7 protein-coding genes are annotated in these 19,267 nt (G+C 74.4%); 4 read left to right on the plus strand and 3 right to left on the minus strand.

Annotated elements, in window-relative coordinates:
* Positions 1-18 precede the first annotated feature (18 nt).
* Genes AB0P24_RS12680 through AB0P24_RS12690 form a run of 3 tightly spaced genes read right to left on the minus strand, consistent with a single transcriptional unit; the run spans position 19 to position 14,700 of the window.
* Positions 19-7,236 (minus strand): amino acid adenylation domain-containing protein, encoded by a 7,218-nt coding sequence (locus AB0P24_RS12680; protein WP_365793054.1) that lies wholly within the window; start codon positions 7,234-7,236, stop codon positions 19-21.
* Positions 7,233-13,682, minus strand: a complete 6,450-nt coding sequence (locus AB0P24_RS12685; protein WP_365793056.1) for an amino acid adenylation domain-containing protein — start codon at positions 13,680-13,682, stop codon at positions 7,233-7,235. The genes AB0P24_RS12680 and AB0P24_RS12685 overlap by 4 nt, the downstream gene beginning before the upstream one ends.
* Positions 13,669-14,700 (minus strand): TauD/TfdA family dioxygenase, encoded by a 1,032-nt coding sequence (locus AB0P24_RS12690; protein ID WP_365793058.1) that lies wholly within the window; start codon positions 14,698-14,700, stop codon positions 13,669-13,671. Before AB0P24_RS12690 ends, AB0P24_RS12685 begins: the two co-directional genes overlap by 14 nt.
* Positions 14,701-14,891: 191 nt before the next feature.
* Here AB0P24_RS12690 and AB0P24_RS12695 point away from each other — a divergent pair, with 191 nt between their 5' ends.
* The 4 genes from AB0P24_RS12695 (at position 14,892) to sbnB (ending at position 18,752) form a co-directional block, all read left to right on the plus strand.
* Complete coding sequence (locus AB0P24_RS12695) at positions 14,892-15,110, plus strand: MbtH family NRPS accessory protein (RefSeq protein WP_365793060.1); 219 nt, start codon at positions 14,892-14,894, stop codon at positions 15,108-15,110.
* A gap of 176 nt (positions 15,111-15,286) precedes the next feature.
* A complete protein-coding gene (locus AB0P24_RS12700; protein ID WP_365793062.1) occupies positions 15,287-16,570 on the plus strand; it encodes an MFS transporter in 1,284 nt (427 codons plus the stop codon).
* A gap of 155 nt (positions 16,571-16,725) precedes the next feature.
* Entirely contained in the window at positions 16,726-17,745 is a 1,020-nt protein-coding gene (gene sbnA / locus AB0P24_RS12705; RefSeq protein WP_365793064.1) for a 2,3-diaminopropionate biosynthesis protein SbnA, read from the plus strand.
* On the plus strand, positions 17,739-18,752 hold the full coding sequence (gene sbnB / locus AB0P24_RS12710) for a 2,3-diaminopropionate biosynthesis protein SbnB (protein WP_365793066.1): 1,014 nt from the start codon (positions 17,739-17,741) through the stop codon (positions 18,750-18,752). The genes sbnA and sbnB overlap by 7 nt, the downstream gene beginning before the upstream one ends.
* The last annotated feature ends 515 nt before the right edge of the window (positions 18,753-19,267 follow it).

Genomic DNA, 19,267 nt, shown 5'->3' on the forward strand with positions numbered 1-19,267 from the left:
CCGTCCCGCCCGCCCGCGTCAGCCCGCGTCCTCCGTGCCCCCGCCGCCGAGGATGGCGGTGACGGCCTCGGCGAGCCGGCCGAGGTGCGGCGGCTTCAGCACGCCGAAGTGGTCACCGGGGATCCGGTGCAGCGTCACGTCCCCGGTGAGTTCGCGCCACCTGGCGAGGTAGTCGGGGAACGACTGCCCGGAGGCCACCTCGTGCTTGCCGTCGGCCAGTTCGTCGCTGGCGATCAGGTGCAGCCGGCCGGGGTACGGGCGGTGCCGGTAGGTCAGGCACATCTCCATGACCTCGCGCCACATCTTCGCGGAGGGCAGCCAGACCTCGCCGGCGCCGTGTTCCGGCAGCGTGATCCCGACCTCCGGATCGACGTCGTCCACCAGGTGTTCGAGCAGCGCCAGGGCCTCCGCCCGCAGCGCCGAGGTGTCCTGCCCGGACGGCGCGGCGGCCAGCTCGGTCAGCTTCGCCACACAGCTCTCGATCAGCCAGTACTCCCGCCACAGCTCGATCCGCTCGTGGTTGTCCAGGCCCGGGTCGAGCAGGATGAAGGTGACCTCCTCGCCCTCGGCCGTGAGCCGGTGCGCCATCTCGCTCGCGATGCCGCTGCCGCCGCACCAGCCGAACAACCGGTACGGCCCGTGCGGTGCCTCGGCCCGCAACTCGGCCAGGTAGCGCTCCGCCATCTGTTCCGTCGAGGGGACGGGGCCGTGCTCGGCCTGTAGGCCGGGCCAGCCGAAGGCCGCGACCGGCTGGTCGGGGTCGAGGTACGGGACCAGCGGGCGGTACCAGTGGGCGCTGCCGCCCCCTGGGTGCACGCAGAACAGCGGCGGCCGGGTGCCCTCGCGCCGCAGCCAGACCAGTGACCGGGCCGCCGGCGTGCCGGCCTCGGCGGCCGCGGCGAGCCCCGCCACGGTGGGGCGCTCCAGGAACGACCGGACGGTCAGCTCGATGCCGTGCCGTTCGCGCAGCAGGGCGATGATCCGCAAGATCGCCAGCGAGTGCCCGCCGAGGACGTGGAAGTCGTCGTCGGCACCGACCCGCTGCACACCGAGCACCTCGCTCCAGACCTCGGCCACGGCCCGCTCGGCGGGTGTGCGCGGGGCGGTGTGGGCCGATGCCGGGGCGGGTCCGGCGGGCTCGGGCAGCGCGGCCCGGTCGATCTTCCCGTTGGCGGTGAGCGGGAGGGCGGCCAGCTCCACCCAGGCGCCGGGCACCAGGTAGTCGGGCACCCGCCGCCGCAGCTGCTCGCGCAGCGCCGCGACGTCCAGCGGACCGTGCCCGGGTTCGAGGACGACATAGCCGGCCAGCCTCTTGTGGCCGTCCGGTCCCGGATGCACCGCGGCCGCCGCCGCCCGGACGGACGGGAGGCCGCCGAGCGCGGCCTCCACCTCGGCGAGCTCGACCCGGTGGCCGCGGATCTTCACCTGGCCGTCGCGCCGGCCGATGAAGGACAGCGTGCCGTCGGCGTCGCGCCGGGCGATGTCCCCGGTGCGGTACAGGCGCGCCCCGGGGACGGTCCCGGAGGGGTCCGGCACGAAGCGGTCCGCGGTCAGATCGGGGCGGCCCAGGTAGCCGCGGGCGAGTCCGGGGCCGCCGACCAGGAGTTCGCCGGGCACCCCGACCGGCACCGGGTCGAGTTCCTCGTCGACCACCAGCACCCGGGTGTCGGTGATCGGTGTGCCGATCGGCACACCTCGGTCGGCGTCCGCCTCGGTCACTCCGCGCAGCGCGGTGCTGAAGGTGGTGCACTCCGTGGGGCCGTAGCCGTTGGTCAGCGCCACTCCGTGGGCCAGGGCGGTGCGTACGTGCGAGGGCGAGAGCGCGTCGCCGCCGGCGAGCACCTGCCGTACCTCGGCCAGCAGCTCCGGGCGGGTCTCCACCATGTGCTGGAACAGGCCGGCGGTGAGCCAGAGCAGCGTCACGCCGTGCCGGCGGACCACCTCGGCCAGCTCGTCGGCCGTGGTCGCCCCGGGCGGGCAGACGGCGAGCCGGGCGCCGTTGGCCAGCGCTCCCCACACCTCCAGCGTGGACGCGTCGAAGGCGAGCGGCGCGTGCAGCAGCAGCACCTGGTCCGGGTCGAGGTCGGCGTAGTTCGGATCGTGCACCAGCCGGACGATGCCCCGGTGCGTGACCTGCACGCCTTTGGGCCGGCCGGTGGAGCCCGAGGTGTAGGTGACGTACGCCAGGTTGTCGGGGACCGTGCCCGCCTCGACGGGGGTCTCGGGCAGCCCGTCGAGGACGGCCCAGCCGGCGTCCAGGGGGACGCTGCTGAGGCCGGCGAACCCGGCCAGGCGGGCGGTGTCCTGCGGGCGGCACAGGACCACCCCGGCACGGACGTCGTCCAGGACGTAGCCGATGCGGGCGTCCGGGTAGCCGGGGTCGAGCGGTACGTAGTACCCGCCGGCCTTGAGGACGGCGAGCATGGCGACCACCGCCTCGATGCCGCGGTCCAGGCAGAGCGCGGCCGGCTGCTCCGGGCCGATGCCGAGCCCGCGCAGCAGGTGGGCCAGCTGGTTGGAACGGGCGTCGAGTTCCCGGTAGGTGAGCCGACGCGGGCCGTCCTCCAGCGCGGTCGCGTCGGGGCGGGCGCGGGCGGCGAGCAGTTCGGGCACGCAGACCTCGGGCAGCGGCCGGCTGCCGGTCGGCGTCCCGTCGGTCTGCTCCAGGCCGGGAGCGCGGAAGCGGCGCGGGTCCGCGTCGGCGTCGTCGGCCATCGCGGTGAGGACGCCCAGGAAGGCGTCGCCGATGGCCGCCAGCCGCTCTTCGCCGGCCCAGCCGGGCCGGCAGGTCATCCGCAGCTCGCCCGGGAAGGTCCACACGTCGAGGGTGAACTCGTTCGGACTGTGGTCGTCGACCGTGCCGATGTCCGCGCGCTGCTCGTCGAGCACGTGGAAGTCCAGGTACGCGAAGACCACCTCGACGAGCGGTTCGCCGCCGCCCCATGCGCGCTGCATCGCGGGCAACGGGTAGCGCCGGTGCGGCCACAGCGCCAGTTCCTCGGCGAACACCGACCGCACGAGCTCGCGCCAGCTCGGCGCCCGCAGGTCGACGGCGAACGGCACCGTGTTGAGGTACATGCCGCGCACCCGGTCGCCGCCCGGCAGTTCGGGCCGGCCGTTGGTGACGGCGCCGGCGAAGAACCGGTGCTGGCCGCTGATCAGGCCGAGCACCTTCAGGTGGGCGGTGTACAGGACGCTCTTGAGCGACGTCTGGGTGTCGGCGGCGAGCCGGCGCAGCCGTGGCTCCAGGTGCGCCCAGGGCAGCCGCACCTCGGGGGCCGGCGAGTCCGCCTCGGCGAGGGCGCTGTCGGCGGGCAGCCGGAGCCGCTCGTGGCCGGTGATCCGCTCCCGCCAGAACTCCCGGTCCGCCGACGAGGCCAGGGCTCGCTTCTCCAGCTTGACGAAGTCGGCGTAGCGGACCCGTGGCGGGGCCGCGGGCGGGGTGGCGGCGCCCCGGGACAGCTCGCGGTAGAGGGTTCGCAGCTCGCCGATGACCGAGTGGTGGCTCCAGCCGTCCAGGATGGCGTGGCACTCGACGTGGGTCAGCAGCCACTCCCGGTCGCCGATCAGGTGGGCGTGGTACCGCAGCAGCGGGGCGCGGCCGATGTCGAACGGGGTGCGCTGGGCCTCGGCGCGGAAGTCCCGCACCCGCGCTCGCTGTTCCTCGGCCGGCAGACCGCGCAGGTCGGTGACGCCGGCCGCCACCTCCAGGCCGTCGGCGGGGTGCACGAGCTGGAGCGGTTCGGAGTACCCGGTGAGGTCGAAGGAGGTGCGGAGGATCTCGTGCCGCTCGACCAGCAGGCGGACCGCGCCGGTGAACGCCTCGGCGGAGAACGGGCCGTCGTCCAGGATCTGGAAGGTGCTGACGTTGAGGTAGGTGTTGCGTTCGGGGTCGGCGAGCATCTCGTAGACCATGCCCACCTGGACCTGGCCCATGGGGTAGGCGTCGGCCAGTCCCTCCGGGAGCCGGTCCCGGTCGCCCGGGGCGAGCAGCTCGAACCGGCCGGTCAGGGTGGTCTCCTGGGGCTCGGCCGCCGGCCGGGCGGCCGCCACCGGGGCCAGTTCGGCGACGGTCTGCCGGGCGAAGACGTCCTGCACGGTGAGGTCGAGCCCCTGGTCGCGCAGGGCTCCGACGGCCCGGATGGCGCGCATGGAGTCTCCGCCGAGCTGGAAGAAGCCGTCGTGCACCCCGACCTCGTCGACGCCCAGGGCCGTGGCGAAGGCGTCCGCGAGGGTCCGCTCGATCGCCGTGCTCGGGGCGGTGAACGCGCCGACGAGGCCGGAGCGCGTCCGGTCGGGTGCGGGCAGCGCCGTGCGGTCGGTCTTGCCGCTGGGCGTCAGGGGCAGCGTCTCCAGCAGGGTCCAGTGCACGGGCCGCATGTGTTCCGGCAGCCGCCCGCGCAGGTGCTCGCGGGCCGCCTCGACGTCGGCCGAGGGCGGCACCAGGTATCCCACGAGCTGCTCGTCGTGCACGGCGACGGCCGCGGCCGCGACGCCGGGCGCCTCGGCCAGCACCGCCTCGATCTCGCCGAGTTCGACCCGCTGGCCGCGGATCTTCACCTGGTGGTCGAGCCGGCCCAGGTACTCGATGGCGCCGTCCGCGCGGTACCGGGCCAGGTCGCCGGTGCGGTACAGCCGGCCGCCGGGCTCGGTGGCGAAGGGGTCGGGCACGAAGCGGTCGGCGGTGAGCGCCGGACGGTTCAGGTAGCCGCGGGCGAGCTGGACGCCGCCGAGCAGGAGTTCGCCCGGCACGCCGATCGGCACCGGCCGCAGCGCGTCGTCCAGGATGTAGGTGCGGGTGTTGGCGATCGGGCGGCCGATGGTGACGGGGAGGCCCGGTTCGCACCGGGTCGCGGTGACGTCCACGGCGGCCTCGGTCGGTCCGTACAGGTTGTGCAGCTCGCAGCCGATCCGCTCGTGCACGGCGGTGACCAGGTCGGCGGGGAGCGCCTCGCCGCTGCACACCATGCGGAGCAGCGAGGGCAGGGCCGGCAGCGGCCCGGCGAGGAAGGCCCGCAGCATCGACGGTACGAAGTGGACGGTGGTGATCGCCTCGGTGCCGATCAGCCCGGCCAGGTAGGCCGGGTCGCGGTGGCCGCCGGGGCGGGCGAGCACCAGGGTGGCGCCGGTGATCAGCGGCCAGAAGAACTCCCACACCGAGACGTCGAAACTGTAGGGCGTCTTCTGCAGCACCCGGTCGTCGGCGCCGAGACCGTAGGTCTCCTGCATCCAGTGCAGCCGGTTGACGATGGCCCGGTGCTCGATCAGCACGCCCTTGGGGCGGCCGGTGGAGCCCGACGTGTAGATCAGGTACGCCGGGTGCTCGGGGGCCGCCGCGACGGCCGGGGGGTGGGCGCGGGTGCGGGGGATGTCCGCGGTGATGTCGACCAGGTGCGGCGCGCGGTCGCGCACCAGGGGGGCGAGTCCGGGGTCGGTGATCACGGCCCGGGCGCCGGAGTCCTCCAGCATGAAGGCGAGCCGGTCGGCCGGGTAGTCCGGGTCGAGCGGCAGGTAGGCGCCGCCGGCCTTGAGCACCGCCAGCAGCGCCACCACGAGGTCGGTGCCCCGGTGCAGGCAGACGCCGACCACGGACTCGGGTCCGACGCCGAGGGTGCGCAGGTGGTGGGCGAGCAGACCGGCCCGCTCGTTCAGGTCCCGGTAGCCGAGGCCGGCGCCCTCGAAGCGCACCGCCTCGGCGTCGGGGGTGCGCGCGGCCTGGGTCTCGAACAGCTCTGTGAGGGTGCCGGCCGGGTAGGACCGGCCGGTCGCGTTCCAGTCGACGAGCTGGCGGTCGCGCTCCGCCGCGGGCAGGATCTCCAGTTCGTCCACCGGGGTGCCGGGCGAGGCGACCGCGCTCTCCAGCAGGCGGGCGAACTGCGCGGCGAACCGTTCGGCCGTCGCCGGGTCGAACAGCGCCGAGGCGTAGTTGACGCCGCCGGACAGCGAGCCGTCCGGTTGCTCGGCGAGCCCCACGGTGAGGTCGAACTTGGCGGTGCTCTCGCCGACCGGCAGCCGCTCGGCCGTCAGCGGGCCCATCGGCGTCGGCGCCGGCGAACCGGCCGCGTCCTGCCACAGCAGCATGGAGGAGAACAGCGGCGTACGGGACGGGTCCCGCTCCGGTGCCAGTTCCTCGACCAGCCGCTCGAAGGGCAGCTCCTGGTGGGCGTAGGCGTCGAGGGCGCGTTCGCGGACCTGCCGCACCAGGTCCGCGAACGACGGTGCCCCGGCCAGGTCGACCCGCAGCACCAGCGTGTTGAGGAAGAGGCCGACCAGGTCCTCGAGCTGCGCGCGGTCGCGCCCTGCCACCGGGAAGCCGACGGCGACGTCGCGCCGGCCGCTCCAGCGGCCGAGCAGGACGGCGTGCGCGGCCAGCAGGGCCATGAAGGGGGTGGCGCCGTGCTCCCGCGCGAGCGCCGTCAGCCGCCGGGCGGTGCCGGCCGGCACGGCGAGCGGCGCGAGCCCGCCCGCCGAGTCGCGTACGGCGGGACGGGGGCGGTCGGTGGGCAGTTCCAGGGGCGGCAGCCCGGCCAGCCGCTCGCGCCAGTGGTCCAGCGGGCGGCGCAGCGCCGCGCCGGACAGCCGTTCGCGCTGCCAGAGGGCGAAGTCGGCGTACTGCACCTGTGGTTCGGGCGAGCGGGTGGGCCGCCCGGCGACCGCGTCCGCGTAGCGTTCCGCGAGTTCGCGGACGAGGACGTCCTCGGACCGCCCGTCGCAGGCGATGTGGTGGACGGTGAGCAGGAGGACGTGCTCCTGCTCTGCCATGCGGGCCAGCACGGCGGAGAACACCGGGCCCTCGGCGAGGTCGACCGGCCGGCGCGCGCCGGTGGCCAGGGCGGCGATCCGGGCGTCCGCGGCCGCCCGGTCGAGGGCGCCGAGGTCCTCCTCGACGAGGGGGACGCTGCCCGGCTCGTCGACGATCTGCACGGGCTCGCCGTCGGCCACCGGATAGCGGGTCCGCAGCACCTCGTGCCGGTGGAGGATCCCGTCCAGCGCGGTGCGCAGCGCGGCCCGGTCGAGAGAGCCGCGCAGCCTGAGCGCCACGGTCATCAGGTACTCGGTGCCGCCGGGCTGGAGCCGGTCGAGGATCCACAGGCGGCGCTGGGCGAAGGAGAGCGGGAGCGGGCCGCCGCGCGGCGCGCGGGCGATGCCGTCCGCCGGGGCGGGGGCGGCCCGTCCGGCGAGGCGCAGGCGGAGCAGTTCCTGCCTCAGGTGCGCGCGGTCCCTGGTGTCGGTCATCGCAGGCCTTCCTCGGCGAGCAGACCCGCCACTTCTTGGTCGGAGAGCGCGGCGACGTCGGCCTCCACGGCCTCGGACACCGCCTGGGAGAGCCGGGCCACGGTGGTGGCCTCGAACAGCAGGCGCAGGGGCAGCTCGACGGCGAACGTCTCGCGGAGCCGGGCCAGCACCCGGGTGGCGAGCAGCGAGTGCCCGCCCAGGGCGAAGAAGTCGTCGTGGGCGCCGATCCGCTCCTGGCCCAGGACCTCGGACCAGATCGCGGCGACGGCCTCCTCGGCGGGGTCGCGCGGGGCGAGGTGCTCGCGGGCGCCGCCGGTCAGGGCGGCCGAGGCGTCCGGCAGGGCCTTGCGGTCGATCTTCTTGCTGGCCGTCAGCGGGAACGCGTCGAGCGGCACCCACACGGAGGGGATCATGTACTCGGGCAGGAGTGCGCCCAGGTGTGCGCGCAGCTCGGCCACGTCGGGCATCGGGCTGCCGGGACGCGCCACCAGGTAGGCGGCCAGCCGGCGTTCACCGGGAGCCGTCTGCGGGGCGGTGACCACCGCCTCCTGGAGGGCGGGGTGCCGGGCGAGTGCCGCCTCGATCTCGCCGAGTTCGATGCGCAGGCCGCGGACCTTGACCTGGTGGTCGATCCGGCCGAGGAACTCGATGGTGCCGTCGGGGCGGTGGCGGGTCAGGTCGCCGGTGCGGTAGAGCCGCCCGCCGGGCTCGGTGGCGAAGGGATCGGGCACGAACCGGTCCGCGGTGAGGTCCGGCCGCCGGTGGTAGCCGCGGGCCAGCCGGACGCCGCCGAGGTACAGCTCGCCGGGGACGCCGACGGGGACGGGCCGCAGGTCCGCGTCCAGGATGTAGGCCCGGGTGCCGGGCACGGGCCGGCCGAGCGGCAGGGCACCGGCCGCGTCGCCCTCCGCGGGCGCCTCGGGGACGGGATGCAGCAGGCAGGTGACAGTGGCCTCGGTCGGCCCGTAGTTGCACAGGAAGCGGGCGGGCAGACCGGTTTCGGACCAGCGCCGCGCGTCCAGGCCGGTGACCACGTCGCTGCCGACGTTCATCAGCTTCAGCGAGTCCAGCAGGGGCAGGTCGGGCGACTCCAGGACTGCCCGGTAGTAGGACGGGGTGATCTCCAGGACGGTGACGCCGTGCTCGGCGAGCCGGGCGGGCAGTTCGTCCGGGGTCCAGAACACCGGGTCGGCGACGACGACGGTGGCGCCGGCCACCAGGGTCGCCGCGGTCTGGTCCATCGCCACGTCGAAGGTGAGGGCGGACAGCAGGGCCACCCGTTCACCGGGGACGATGCCGTACGCGTCGGCGATCACCCGGCAGTGGTGGGCGTACGCGCGGTGCTCGATCATCACGCCCTTGGGGCGGCCGGTCGAGCCGGAGGTGTAGATGACGTAGGCGAGGTTGCGCGGCCGGGCCGGGACGGGCGCCGGGACCGCGGGGGCCGGGCCGGGCTCGTCCGGGGCGTCGGCGTCGGCCAGGACCACCCGGTGGGCTCCGGTCAGGCGGCCGGCGAACGCGCGGGTGGTGACGACGAGTTCCGGGCCGGCGTCGGCGAGCATGAGCTCCAGCCGCTCGGCGGGGTGCCCGGGGTCGAACGGCACGTAGACGCCGCCGGCCTTCAGTACGGCGAGCAGGACCACCACCGCCTCGACGCCGCGCTCCAGGCAGGAGCCGACGACCGTCTCCGCGGTGACCCCGAGGGAGCGCAGGCGGGCGGCGAACCGGTCGGAGAGCGTGTCGAGTTCGGCGTAGCTGACCTGCTGGTCACCGAAGACCACGGCGATGGCGTCCGGGGCCCGCCGGACCTGCCGGGCGAACAGCTCCGGTACGCACAGTTCGTGTTCGTCGGCCGGGTCGAGCACGGCGGCCCGTGCGGACTCCGGGTCGGCCCAGGTGGTGAGGGCGCGCTGCCGCTCGTCCTCGGTGAGCATGCGGAGGTCGCCGATCCGGTCGCCGGGGGCGGCCGTCACACTGCCGACCAGGGTCAGGTAGTGGCCCGCCATCCGTTCGACGGTCTCCCGGTCGAAGAGCGCGGTCGCGTACTCGAACCAGCAGTACATGCGCCCGCCGCGCTCCTTGACGGTCACGGTGAGGTCGAACTTGGCGGTCTCCAGTCCGGCCCGGACCGGTTCCACGGCGACCGCGCCGAGCCGGTCCGGGACGCCTGCCAGGTGCTGATGCTCGAACATGATCTGGAACAGCGGATTGCGGGAGAGGTCCCGCTCCGGTTGCAGCGCGTCGACCAGGTGCTCGAACGGCACGTCCTGGTGGGCGAAGGCGTCGAGCACCGTGCGGCGGACCTGCTCCAGCAGTTCGCCGAAGGCCGGGTTGCCGCCGAGGTCGCTGCGGATCACCAGGTTGTTGGTGAAGAACCCGACCAGGTCCTCGGTCTCCTGGCGGGTCCGGCCGGCGACCGGGGTCCCCACCGCGAGGTCGTCGCGGCCGGTCCAGCGCCGCATCAGCACCTGGAACGCGGCGAGCATCACCATGAACGGGGTCGCGCCGTGCCGGCCGGCCAGTTCGGTGACGGCCCGGGCCACCTCCGGCGCGACCTCGACGACGACGTTGTCGCCGCGGGCGTCGCGGACCGCCGAGCGGACCCGGTCGGTGGGCAGTTCGACGGGCGTGAGTCCTTCCAGGCGGTCGCGCCAGTAGGCGAGTTGGTGGTCCAGCCGGCCGGCCCGCTGCTGCTCGCGCTGCCACACCGCGAAGTCGGCGTAGCGCACCGGCTGCGGGGTGAGCGGTGACGGATCGCCCGCGGCGAAGGCCCGGTAGGAGAGGTCGAGGTCGCGCAGGTAGACGTTGGTCGACCAGGCGTCGAAGGCGATGTGGTGCAGGGTCAGCACGAGGAGGTGGTCCTCGGGGGCGGTGCGGATCAGGGTCGCCCGCAGCGGGTGTCCGTGTTCGAGGTCGAACGGCCGGCGGGCCAGCTCGTCCACCAGCGCTCGGGCCCGTGGCTCGGCGTCGGGCGTGCCCGTCAGGTCGGTCAGGGTGAAGTCCACCGGCCCGGCGGGGTCGACGACCTGGACGGGCTCGCCGCCCTCGGAGCGGTACCTGGTCCGCAGGATCTCGTGCCGTCCGGACAGCGCGTCCAGCGCGTGGCGCAGCGCGACGGTGTCGAGCGGTCCGGTCAGCCGCAGCGCCAGCGGGACGACGTACTCGTGGGTCCCGGGCTCCAGCTGGTCGAGGAACCACATCCGCTGCTGGCCGAACGAGAGCGGCAGCGGGCGGTCCCGGCCCGCGGGCCGGACGGCGTCCGGATCGGTGTCCGGGGCGGGCTCGGCGCCGGCGCCGGCCTCGGTGAGCCGGGCGGCCAGCGCGGCGACCGTCCGCGCCTGGAACAGTTCGCCGACGGTCAGTTCGGTACCGAAGGCGCGCCGCAGCCGCAGCACGAGCCTGATCGCGAGCAGGGAGTGGCCGCCCAGCAGGAAGAAGTCGTCCTGGGCGCCGACCCGTTCGACGCCGAGGATCTCGGCCATCAGCGCGGCGACGGCCTCCTCCGCGGGGGTGCGCGGGGCCTGCCGGTCCTCGGCGGCGGGCCGGCCGGGTTCGGCGGCGGCCGGCAGCCGGCGGCGGTCGACCTTTCCGTTCGGCGTGAGGGGAAGCTCGGCGAGTTCGACGACGGCGGACGGCAGCATCGCCTCCGGCAGCGTGGCGGCCAGGTGGACTCGCAGCGCCTCCGGATCGATCCGCTCCCCCGCGGCGGGCACCGCGTAGGCGGTCAGCCGCGCGTCGCCCGCGTCGGACCGCTGCACGGCCACCACGGCGGCGGCCACCGAGGGATGGGCCGACAGCAGGACCTCGATCTCGCCGGGCTCGATCCGCACTCCGCCGATCTTGACCTGGTCGTCGACGCGTCCGACGTACTCCAGCGCGCCGTCCGCGCGGCGCCGTACCAGATCGCCGGTGCGGTACCGGCGCGCGCCGGGCACGGCCGCGTCCGGATCGGGGACGAACCGGTCCGCGGTGAGGTCGCCCCGGCCCGCGTACCCGCGGGCGAGTCCGAGGCCGCCGACGTGCAGCTCGCCGGTCACCCCGACGGGCACCTGACGGCCCTCGGTGTCCACCACGTAGGTGCGCACATTCGGCAGCGGCAGGCCGATGGGCACCAGGTCGCCGGGCTCGTCCGGGTCGAAGTGCCAGGCGGTGGCGTCCACGGCGCACTCGGTGGGGCCGTAGGTGTTGACGACCTCGGCGTCGAGGGTGCGGCGCAGCCGGTCGGCCAGGTCGGCGGGCAGCGGCTCGCCCGCCGAGCACAGCAGGCGCAGTGAGGCGCAGTCGGCCAGGGCCGGCTCCTCCAGCAGCAGGCGCAGCATCGAGGGCACGCCCTGCAGCACGGTGACCCGGTGGTCGGCCACGGCACGGACCATCACCGCCGGGTCGCGGTGGGCGTCCTGGGGGCCCGTCACCACCGCGGCCCCGCACACCAGCGGGGAGAGGAACTCCCACAGCGCGGCGTCGAAACCTATGGTGGTCTTCTGCAGCACCCGGTCGCCGGGGCCCAGGCCGTAGCGCTCCACCGACCAGAGCACGCGGTTGCGGATCGCGGCTTCGGGTACGACGACACCTTTGGGCCGGCCGGTCGAACCGGAGGTGTACATCACGTACGCGGCCCGGGTGCCGACCGCGCCCTCCGGTTCGAGGGGCGGGGCCTGCGCGAACTCCCGCGGCCGGACGGCGTCGAGGACGAGGGTGTCCGGGTGGGCCGGCAGCTGCCCGGACAGCGCCTCCTCGGTGACCAGCAGGGTCACTTCGGCGTCGCCGATCAGGTGGGCCAGCCGCTCCGCCGGGTGTTCCGGTGCCAGCGGCACGTACACGCCGCCCGCGGTGAGCACGGCGAGAACGGTGGCGACCAGGTCGGTGCCGCGGTGCAGCGCGACGCCCACCGCGCTCTCCGGGCCGACGCCGCGCGAGCGCAGCAGTCCGGCCAGCCGCCGCACCCGGTCGGCGAGGTCGGCGTAGCGGGTCTCCTTCTCGCCGGACACCACGGCCACCGCGTCCGGGGTGGCCAGGGCCTGGGCGAAGAACAGTTCGGCGAGCGACTGCCGCGGCCGCTCGGTCTCGGTGCGGTTCCAGCGCTCGAAGGCCGCCAGTTGCTCGGCGGGGACGGTCTCCAACGCGTGTGCGGGGGCGTCCGGGTGCTCGGCGATGCCGGTGAGCAGCCGCAGCAGGCTCGCCGCCATCCGCTCGATCCGCGCGCGGTCGAACAGCGCGGTGGGGAAGATGAGCCGGGCCGCGATCGAGCCGTCCGGGAGTTCGGACAGGTGCAGCGACAGGTCGAAGGCGGAGTGATCGGTGGCCGGCTCGACCTTGGCGACGTCGAGTCCGGGCAGCCGCAGCGGGCGGCGCTCGGCGTTGTGCAGCGCGAAGCCGACCTGGAACACCGGGTTGCGGGAAGGGTCCCGCTCGGGCGCGAGGTCGGCCACCACCCAGCCGAACGGCACGTCCTGGTGCTCGTAGGCGTCCAGGGTGGTCTCCCGGACCCGCGCCAGCAGGTCGAGGAACGAGCCGTGGCCGGACAGGTCGGAGCGCAGCACCACGGTGTTGAGGAACAGGCCGACCAGCGGCTCCAGTTCGACCTGGTCGCGGTCCGAGACGGACACGCCGACCGCCACGTCGGTGCGGCCGGACCAGCGCGCGAGCAACAGCTGGAACGCGGCCAGGTGCACCATGAACGGGGTCGCGCCCGCGTCCCGGCCGAGCACCGCCAGCCGCCCGGCAAGCTCCGCCGGCACCGTGAACGGGACGCTGTCCCCGGCCGGGTCCCAGTGCGCCGGGCGCCGGCGGTCGGCGGGCAGCTCCAGCGGCTCCAGGCCCGCCAGCCGCTCCCGCCAGTAGCCGCGCCGCTGCTCGGCCCGCGCGGGTGCGGCCGCCCAGGTGTCGCGCTGCCACTGCGCGAAGTCCGCGTACTGCACCGGTACCGGGTCGAGCGGCGAGGGCCGGCCGGCCGCGAACGCGGTGCACAGTTCGTGCAGTTCCCGGGCGAGGACGCCCCAGGACCATCCGTCGAAGGCGATGTGGTGGACCGTCACCAGCAGGGCGGCGTCCTCCTCGGCGAACCGGACCAGGGTCAGCCGCCAGGGGGCCTCGGTGCGCAGGTCGATCGGCGTGCGCAGCTCGGCCGCGTGCAGTTCCCGCACGCGCGCCTCGCGGTCCGCCGGCGCCGTGCCCGTCAGGTCCACCGGGACGAGCCGCACGGGGCCGGGCTCGGCCACGAACTGCGCGCCGGCGCCCTGCGCGGTGCCGTAGCGGGTGCGCAGCACCTCGTGCCGTGCCGAGATCTCGGTGAACGCCGCCTCCAGCACCCGCGTGTCGAGCGGGCCGCGGATGCGGAACGCCTCGCACATCAGGTACTCGGTGGAGGCACCGGAGCGGAGCTGGTCGAGGAACCAGAGCTGTTCCTGGGCGTACGAGAGCGGCAGGCCGCTGTCATCGGCGGTCATCGGTCACCTCCGGGTACGTGGCGGACCGCACGGCCGCCGAGCAGGGCTCGGCCATCGCCACGGCGATCCGGCGCGGTCCGGTGAACGGCTCGCGGGCGTGCGCCGACAGCATGTTGTCGACGAGGAGCACGTCGTCCCGCTGCCAGTCGAAGCGCCGCTGCTCGGCGCGGTAGCAGGACCGCAGGTGTGCGACGACCTCGTCCGGGATCGGCCGCCCGTCGCCGTAGTAGGTGTTGGTCGGCAGCTGCGCGTCGTCGTACATCTCCCGCAGCGCGCCGCACACCTCCTCGGCCAGCGTGGTCACGTGGAAGAAGGTGAGGTGGTTGAACCAGACCGTCTCGCCGGTCACCGGGTGCCGGTGCACCGCCCGGCGGCGCGCACGGGTCCGCAGGCCGTTCGCCGTCCACTCGGTCTCGACGCCGTTGCGGGCGCAGTACGCCTCGACCTCGCCGCGGTCGCCCGTGTTGAAGGCCTGCTGCCACGGCACGCCGAAGCCGTCGGAGAAGTTGCGCACCACCATCCAGTCCCGGGCGGCGAACTCCTCCCGGACGGACGGGTCGATCGCCCGGTACACCCGGCGGGTGTCGGCGAGCGGCGTCGCGCCCAGGGTGTCCGGCGGCTGCACGCAGTGGAAGAAGAGGTTCAGCGGCCAGTCCGCCTGGTAGGAGTTCTCGTTGTGGAGGAAGATCTCCTCGTCCGGCGGATAGTCGGTCGAGGTGTACACCTGACCCTTGATGGTGCTCCGCGGCGAGGACCGCTCCGCGTAGGGCAGCGGCGTGCCGGACACCGCCCGGACCGCGGCCTCGAAGCCGTCCACGCCGCCGACGTCGAAGCCGCGCAGCAGCACCGCGCCGTGTTCGAGCAGCCGGCCGCGGACGAGCGGTCGGGCGGCCGACAGGTATGCGGACAGGGGCGTACCGGGGGACTCGGCGGACAGCGTCAGGGGCAGCGCGGAGCTCGCGTCGCGCTCCTGGGCGCGCTCGGGCGGCGCGGTCCGGATGGAGGGGTTCGCAGTCATGCGCCTCAGCGTCGCCGCCGGGCCGTCGCCGCTCCGAGAGAACAACCGGCAGTCACATCGGCAGCGTCGGCGCCACGGTGACTGCGCCTCCTTCTCTGGGGTCGAAGGGGGCTGCTGCGGCAGGCTCTGCGGCGCCGCCACCGGTCACGTGAGGTTCGTGACGCGGCAGTTCACCCGAGGGAGGGCCCGCCGTGGCCGAGGAAGACACCGACGAGCGCACCTACCGCGTCGTCCGCAACGACGAGGAGCAGTACTCCGTCTGGCTCGCCGACCGCGAGCTGCCGCTGGGCTGGTACGCCGAGGGCACCGAGGGTAGCCGGAGCGAGTGCCTGGCCCACATCGGCACCGTCTGGACCGACATGCGACCGCTCAGTCTGCGCCGGCAGATGGAGGGGGCGGCGCGCGGCTAGCGCCTGCCCGGCGGACCAGGTCGGAGGAGAACAGCGGTGCCTTGCAGCCCGGGTGAGTGGGGTCCGGTGCGTCCAGCTGCAGGGCGGAGGGGAGGGCGTGCCGGACCCCGCGTCTCGGACGCGATCCGCCGGACAGGCCCTGGCGTCCGGCCCGGGCCGGACTTGGAGTGTGACAGATGACCAGCCCCGACACGAGGGCGCCGGCGGAGCCACGGCCGCCAGACCCTCCGGACACAGCCACCGCCGGCCCGGTGGTGCCGCTGCACCGCAACCGCGACTTCCTGCTGCTGTGGGGCGGCTCGGCGGTCTCCCTGCTCGGGTCGACGGCCACCACGATCGCCTACCCGCTGCTGGTCCTGGCCCTCACCGGCTCGCCGTTCGCCGCCGGCCTGGCCGGATTCGTGGCGCTGCTGCCCGCACTGCTCCTCCCGTTGCCGGCCGGCGCCCTGGTGGACCGCTGGCCGCGCCGGCGGCTGATGATCTGGTGCGACGCGCTGCGCGCGCTCGGCGCGGCGGCCATCGCGGTCGCCGCCGCCCTGGACGTCCTGGGCCTGCCGCTGGTGCTGGCCGTGAGCTTCGTCGAGGGCGCGCTCACGGTGTTCCACGGGCTCGCCGCGCACGCGGCCGTCCCGAACGTGGTACCCAAGAGCCAGCTCTCGCTGGCCCTGTCCCGCAACGAGGCGCGGGGGCGGGCCGCCGTGATGCTCGGGACGCCGCTCGGCGGTGTGCTGTTCGGTCTCGGCCGGGCCGTCCCGTTCCTGGCCGACGCGCTGAGCTACCTGGTCTCGCTGACCGGACTGCTGTTCATCCGCAAGGAGTTCGAGGCCGAGCGGTCGGCCCGCGCCGGCAGCATGGGCGAGCAGGTCCGCGAGGGCCTGAGGTGGCTGTGGCGACAGCCCTTCCTGCGCACCACCACCCTGCTGGTGGCGGGGAGCAACCTGATGTTCCGGGCACTGTTTCTGGTCACCATCGTGCTGGCCACCGACGTCGGCGCGTCCTCGGCGGGGGTGGGCCTGATGGTCGGCGTCGCGGGGGGCGGGGGTGTCCTCGGTTCGCTGGCGGCGCCGTGGTTCGCCCGCCGGGTCGCACTGGGCGCCCTGGTGATCGGGGCGAACTGGGCGTGGGCGGTGCTGATGGCCGTGATCGCCTTCAGCCGCGACCCGTTCACGCTCGCCGCCGCCTACGCCGCGATGTGGTTCGTCGGGCCGCTGTGGAACGTGGCGCTCGGCAGCTACCAACTGGGCATCACCCCGGACCGGTTGCGCGGCCGGGTGCTCGCGGCGATGACCACGCTGTCCAACGGGGCGCTGCCGATCGGCTCGCTGCTGGGCGGTCTGCTGCTCGACTCGGCCGGCGCGCGGACCGCCGCGCTGGCCCTGGCGGGCTGGATGGTGCTGATCGCCGGCGCCGCCTCCCTCGCCCGCTCCGTACGCGTCACGCCCGGCGCACCGGCGCGGTGACCCTCCGGGCCCCGGCCCGGCCTCGGCTCACGCCCGCACCGAACCCGGCCGGGCGGCGGCCGACGCACCACCCCTCGATCCAGTGCTGACAGGAGGAACTAGCGTGTTCCGCACGATGCTCGGGCCCCGCCCCGATCCGACGGGGCGAGGCCGCCATGCCGGAACCTGACGACGGGCCCGCCGGCGTTCTCGGCACGATCGGCGGCACGCCGCTGATCGAACTCGCCAAGCTCGCTCCGGGGCGGCACTTCACCACCTACGCCAAGCTGGAGGCCTTCAACCCCGGCGGCAGCATGAAGGACCGCTCGGCCCTGGAGATGCTGCGCGGGCTGATCCGGAGCGGCACCCTGGTGCCCGGCCGCTCGGTGGTCGTCGAATCGAGCTCCGGCAACCTGGGCATCGGACTGGCCCAGATCTGCGCCTACTACGGGCTCCGGTTCATCTGCGTGGTGGACCCCCGCACCAACCGGCAGAACATCGCCGTCATGCGGGCCCTCGGTGCGGAGGTCGAGGTGGTGAGCGAGTGCGACCCGGCGACGGGCGAGTACCTGCCCGTCCGGATCCGCCGCATCAACGCGCTGGTCGCCCACATCCCCGGCGCCTACTGGCCCAACCAGTACGCCAACCCGCTCAACCCCCAGGCGCACCGGCGGACGATGCGCGAGATCCTGGAGGCGGTGCCGGGCGGGATCGACTACCTGTTCTGCGCGACGGGTTCCTGCGGCACCCTGCGTGGCTGCGCGGAGTACGTGCGCGACCGGCAGCTGCCGGTGACCGTGGTCGCGGTGGACGCCAGAGGGAGCGCCATCTTCGGCGGCGTTCCGGCACCCCGGCTGATCCCGGGCCACGGCGCGGCCGTACGGCCGGCGCTCTACCGCGACGGGCTCGCCGACGAGGTCGTCCATGTGGCGGACCTCGACTGCGTGGTCGGCTGCCGGCGGCTCGCCGCCCGGGAGGGCATCCTCGCGGGCGGCTCCTCCGGGGCCCTGGTGGCGGCGGTCGGCCAGATGGCCGACCGCATCCCGGCGGGCGCGCGCTGCGCGGTCGTCCTGCCCGACCGCGGGGAGCGCTACCTCGACACGATCTACGACGACGAATGGGTCGCCCGCCACTTCGGCGACGTGTCCCACCTGTGGAAGGAGACGAAGTTGGCGATGAAGGGGGCATCATGCTGATCCTTGGAGCCGGAGAGGTCCACCAAGTCCTCGACGACGCCGAGGCCGAGGTCGTCGCAGCGGTGCGCCGCGCGTACCTGCTGCACGACCGGGGCCGTACGGCCCTGCCGCACTCGGTCTTCCTCCGCTTTCCGGACGACCCGCGCAACCGGATCATCGGACTGCCCGCCTACCTCGGCGAGGAGGAGCCGGTGGCGGGCATCAAGTGGATCGCCTCCTTCCCCGGTAACACCGCGCGGGGCCTGGAACGCGCCTCCGCCGCGGTGATCCTCAACTCCATGGCCACCGGGCAGCCGGAGGCCCTGCTGGAGGGCTCGGTGATCTCGGCGCGGCGCACCGCGGCGAGCGCCGCCCTCGCGGCGGCGACGCTGGGCTCGTCCGTCCCCGAGACCGGTGTCTCCCTGATCGGCTGCGGTGTGATCGGCTTCGAGATCCTCGCCTACCTCCGGGCCGTCCTGCCCGGCCTCGCCGCGGTCACCGTGTTCGACCTCGACAGCACCCGGGCGGAGTCCTTCGCCGCCCGTTGCCAGGCCCGCTGGCCGGACCTGAAGACCGAGGTCGCCGTCAGCGCGGAGGAGGCGCTCGCCGCCCACCGGCTGGTCTGCCTGGCGACCACCGCCGCCGCCCCGCACCTGACCACCGACGCCTGCCGGCCCGGCACCCTGGTCCTGCACGTGTCCCTGCGCGACCTGACACCGGGAAGCATCCTGACCGCCGTCAACGTGGTCGACGACGCGGACCACGTGTGCCGCGAGTCGACCTCCCTGCACCTGGCCGAACAGCTCTGCGGCAACCGGGGCTTCATCACCACCTCGCTCGGTGCCGTGCTGAACGCGGGAGAGCCCTTCCGACGCGCCGAGGACCGCGTCACCGTGTTCTCCCCGTTCGGCCTGGGCACCCTGGACCTCGCCCTCGCCGACCTCGTCCGCCGCCGGGCCGAATCCCTGGGCCTCGGCGCCCGGGTACCGGACTTCCTGCCGGCTCCCGCCGAGGCCGCGGTCGGCTGACCGGCGACGGTCGCGGCATCGGCCCCCAGACGCTACAGAAGGGCGCCTGACATCGGCTTCCACCCGTCAGGCGCCTTTCGCTCAGCCCGTTGACCAGTCCCGCACAGTCGCGATGTACAGGCAGCCGAAGAACGCCTGACCGTGCAGGCGAGAAGACTGACAGTGGCCGGAACCGCACGCCGGGTGGCCGCCGCACCGGTTGCCGAAGGTTCTGATGCGCCCCAGCTCCATATGCGCGATTGACAACGACCCGAATATGACATATGCGGCAAGTGTGCCAACATGGAACATGTGCCATTGAGCGCCAGGCGGGAACTTCCTCGCCGAACGCTCGACCGGGAGAGTTCAGACAGGCGAGAGGAGTGCATCATGATCGCCAAGTTGCTCCGCAGACTGTCCTTCGCCCGCCACTACGGTGCGTACGGGGCCCACGAGTGGGATGCGTACGCCGGCGACGACTCGGACTGACCGCACTGTCGGCGAGCGCGCCCGCGCGCCCGCCGGCTCCCAGCCAC

Source organism: Streptomyces sp. NPDC086519 (genome assembly GCF_040686075.1).
In the GTDB taxonomy this organism is placed as follows: domain Bacteria; phylum Actinomycetota; class Actinomycetes; order Streptomycetales; family Streptomycetaceae; genus Streptomyces; species Streptomyces shenzhenensis.

Bases quoted from the DNA above. Each gene is read 5' to 3' on its own strand.
- AB0P24_RS12685 (WP_365793056.1), bottom strand. From the start codon at position 13,682: ATGACCGCCGATGACAGCGGCCTGCCGCTCTCGTACGCCCAGGAACAG.
- sbnB (WP_365793066.1), top strand. From the start codon at position 17,739: ATGCTGATCCTTGGAGCCGGAGAGGTCCACCAAGTCCTCGACGACGCC.
- AB0P24_RS12690 (WP_365793058.1), bottom strand. From the start codon at position 14,700: ATGACTGCGAACCCCTCCATCCGGACCGCGCCGCCCGAGCGCGCCCAG.
- AB0P24_RS12700 (WP_365793062.1), top strand. From the start codon at position 15,287: ATGACCAGCCCCGACACGAGGGCGCCGGCGGAGCCACGGCCGCCAGAC.
- sbnA (WP_365793064.1), top strand. From the start codon at position 16,726: ATGCCGGAACCTGACGACGGGCCCGCCGGCGTTCTCGGCACGATCGGC.
- AB0P24_RS12680 (WP_365793054.1), bottom strand. From the start codon at position 7,236: ATGACCGACACCAGGGACCGCGCGCACCTGAGGCAGGAACTGCTCCGC.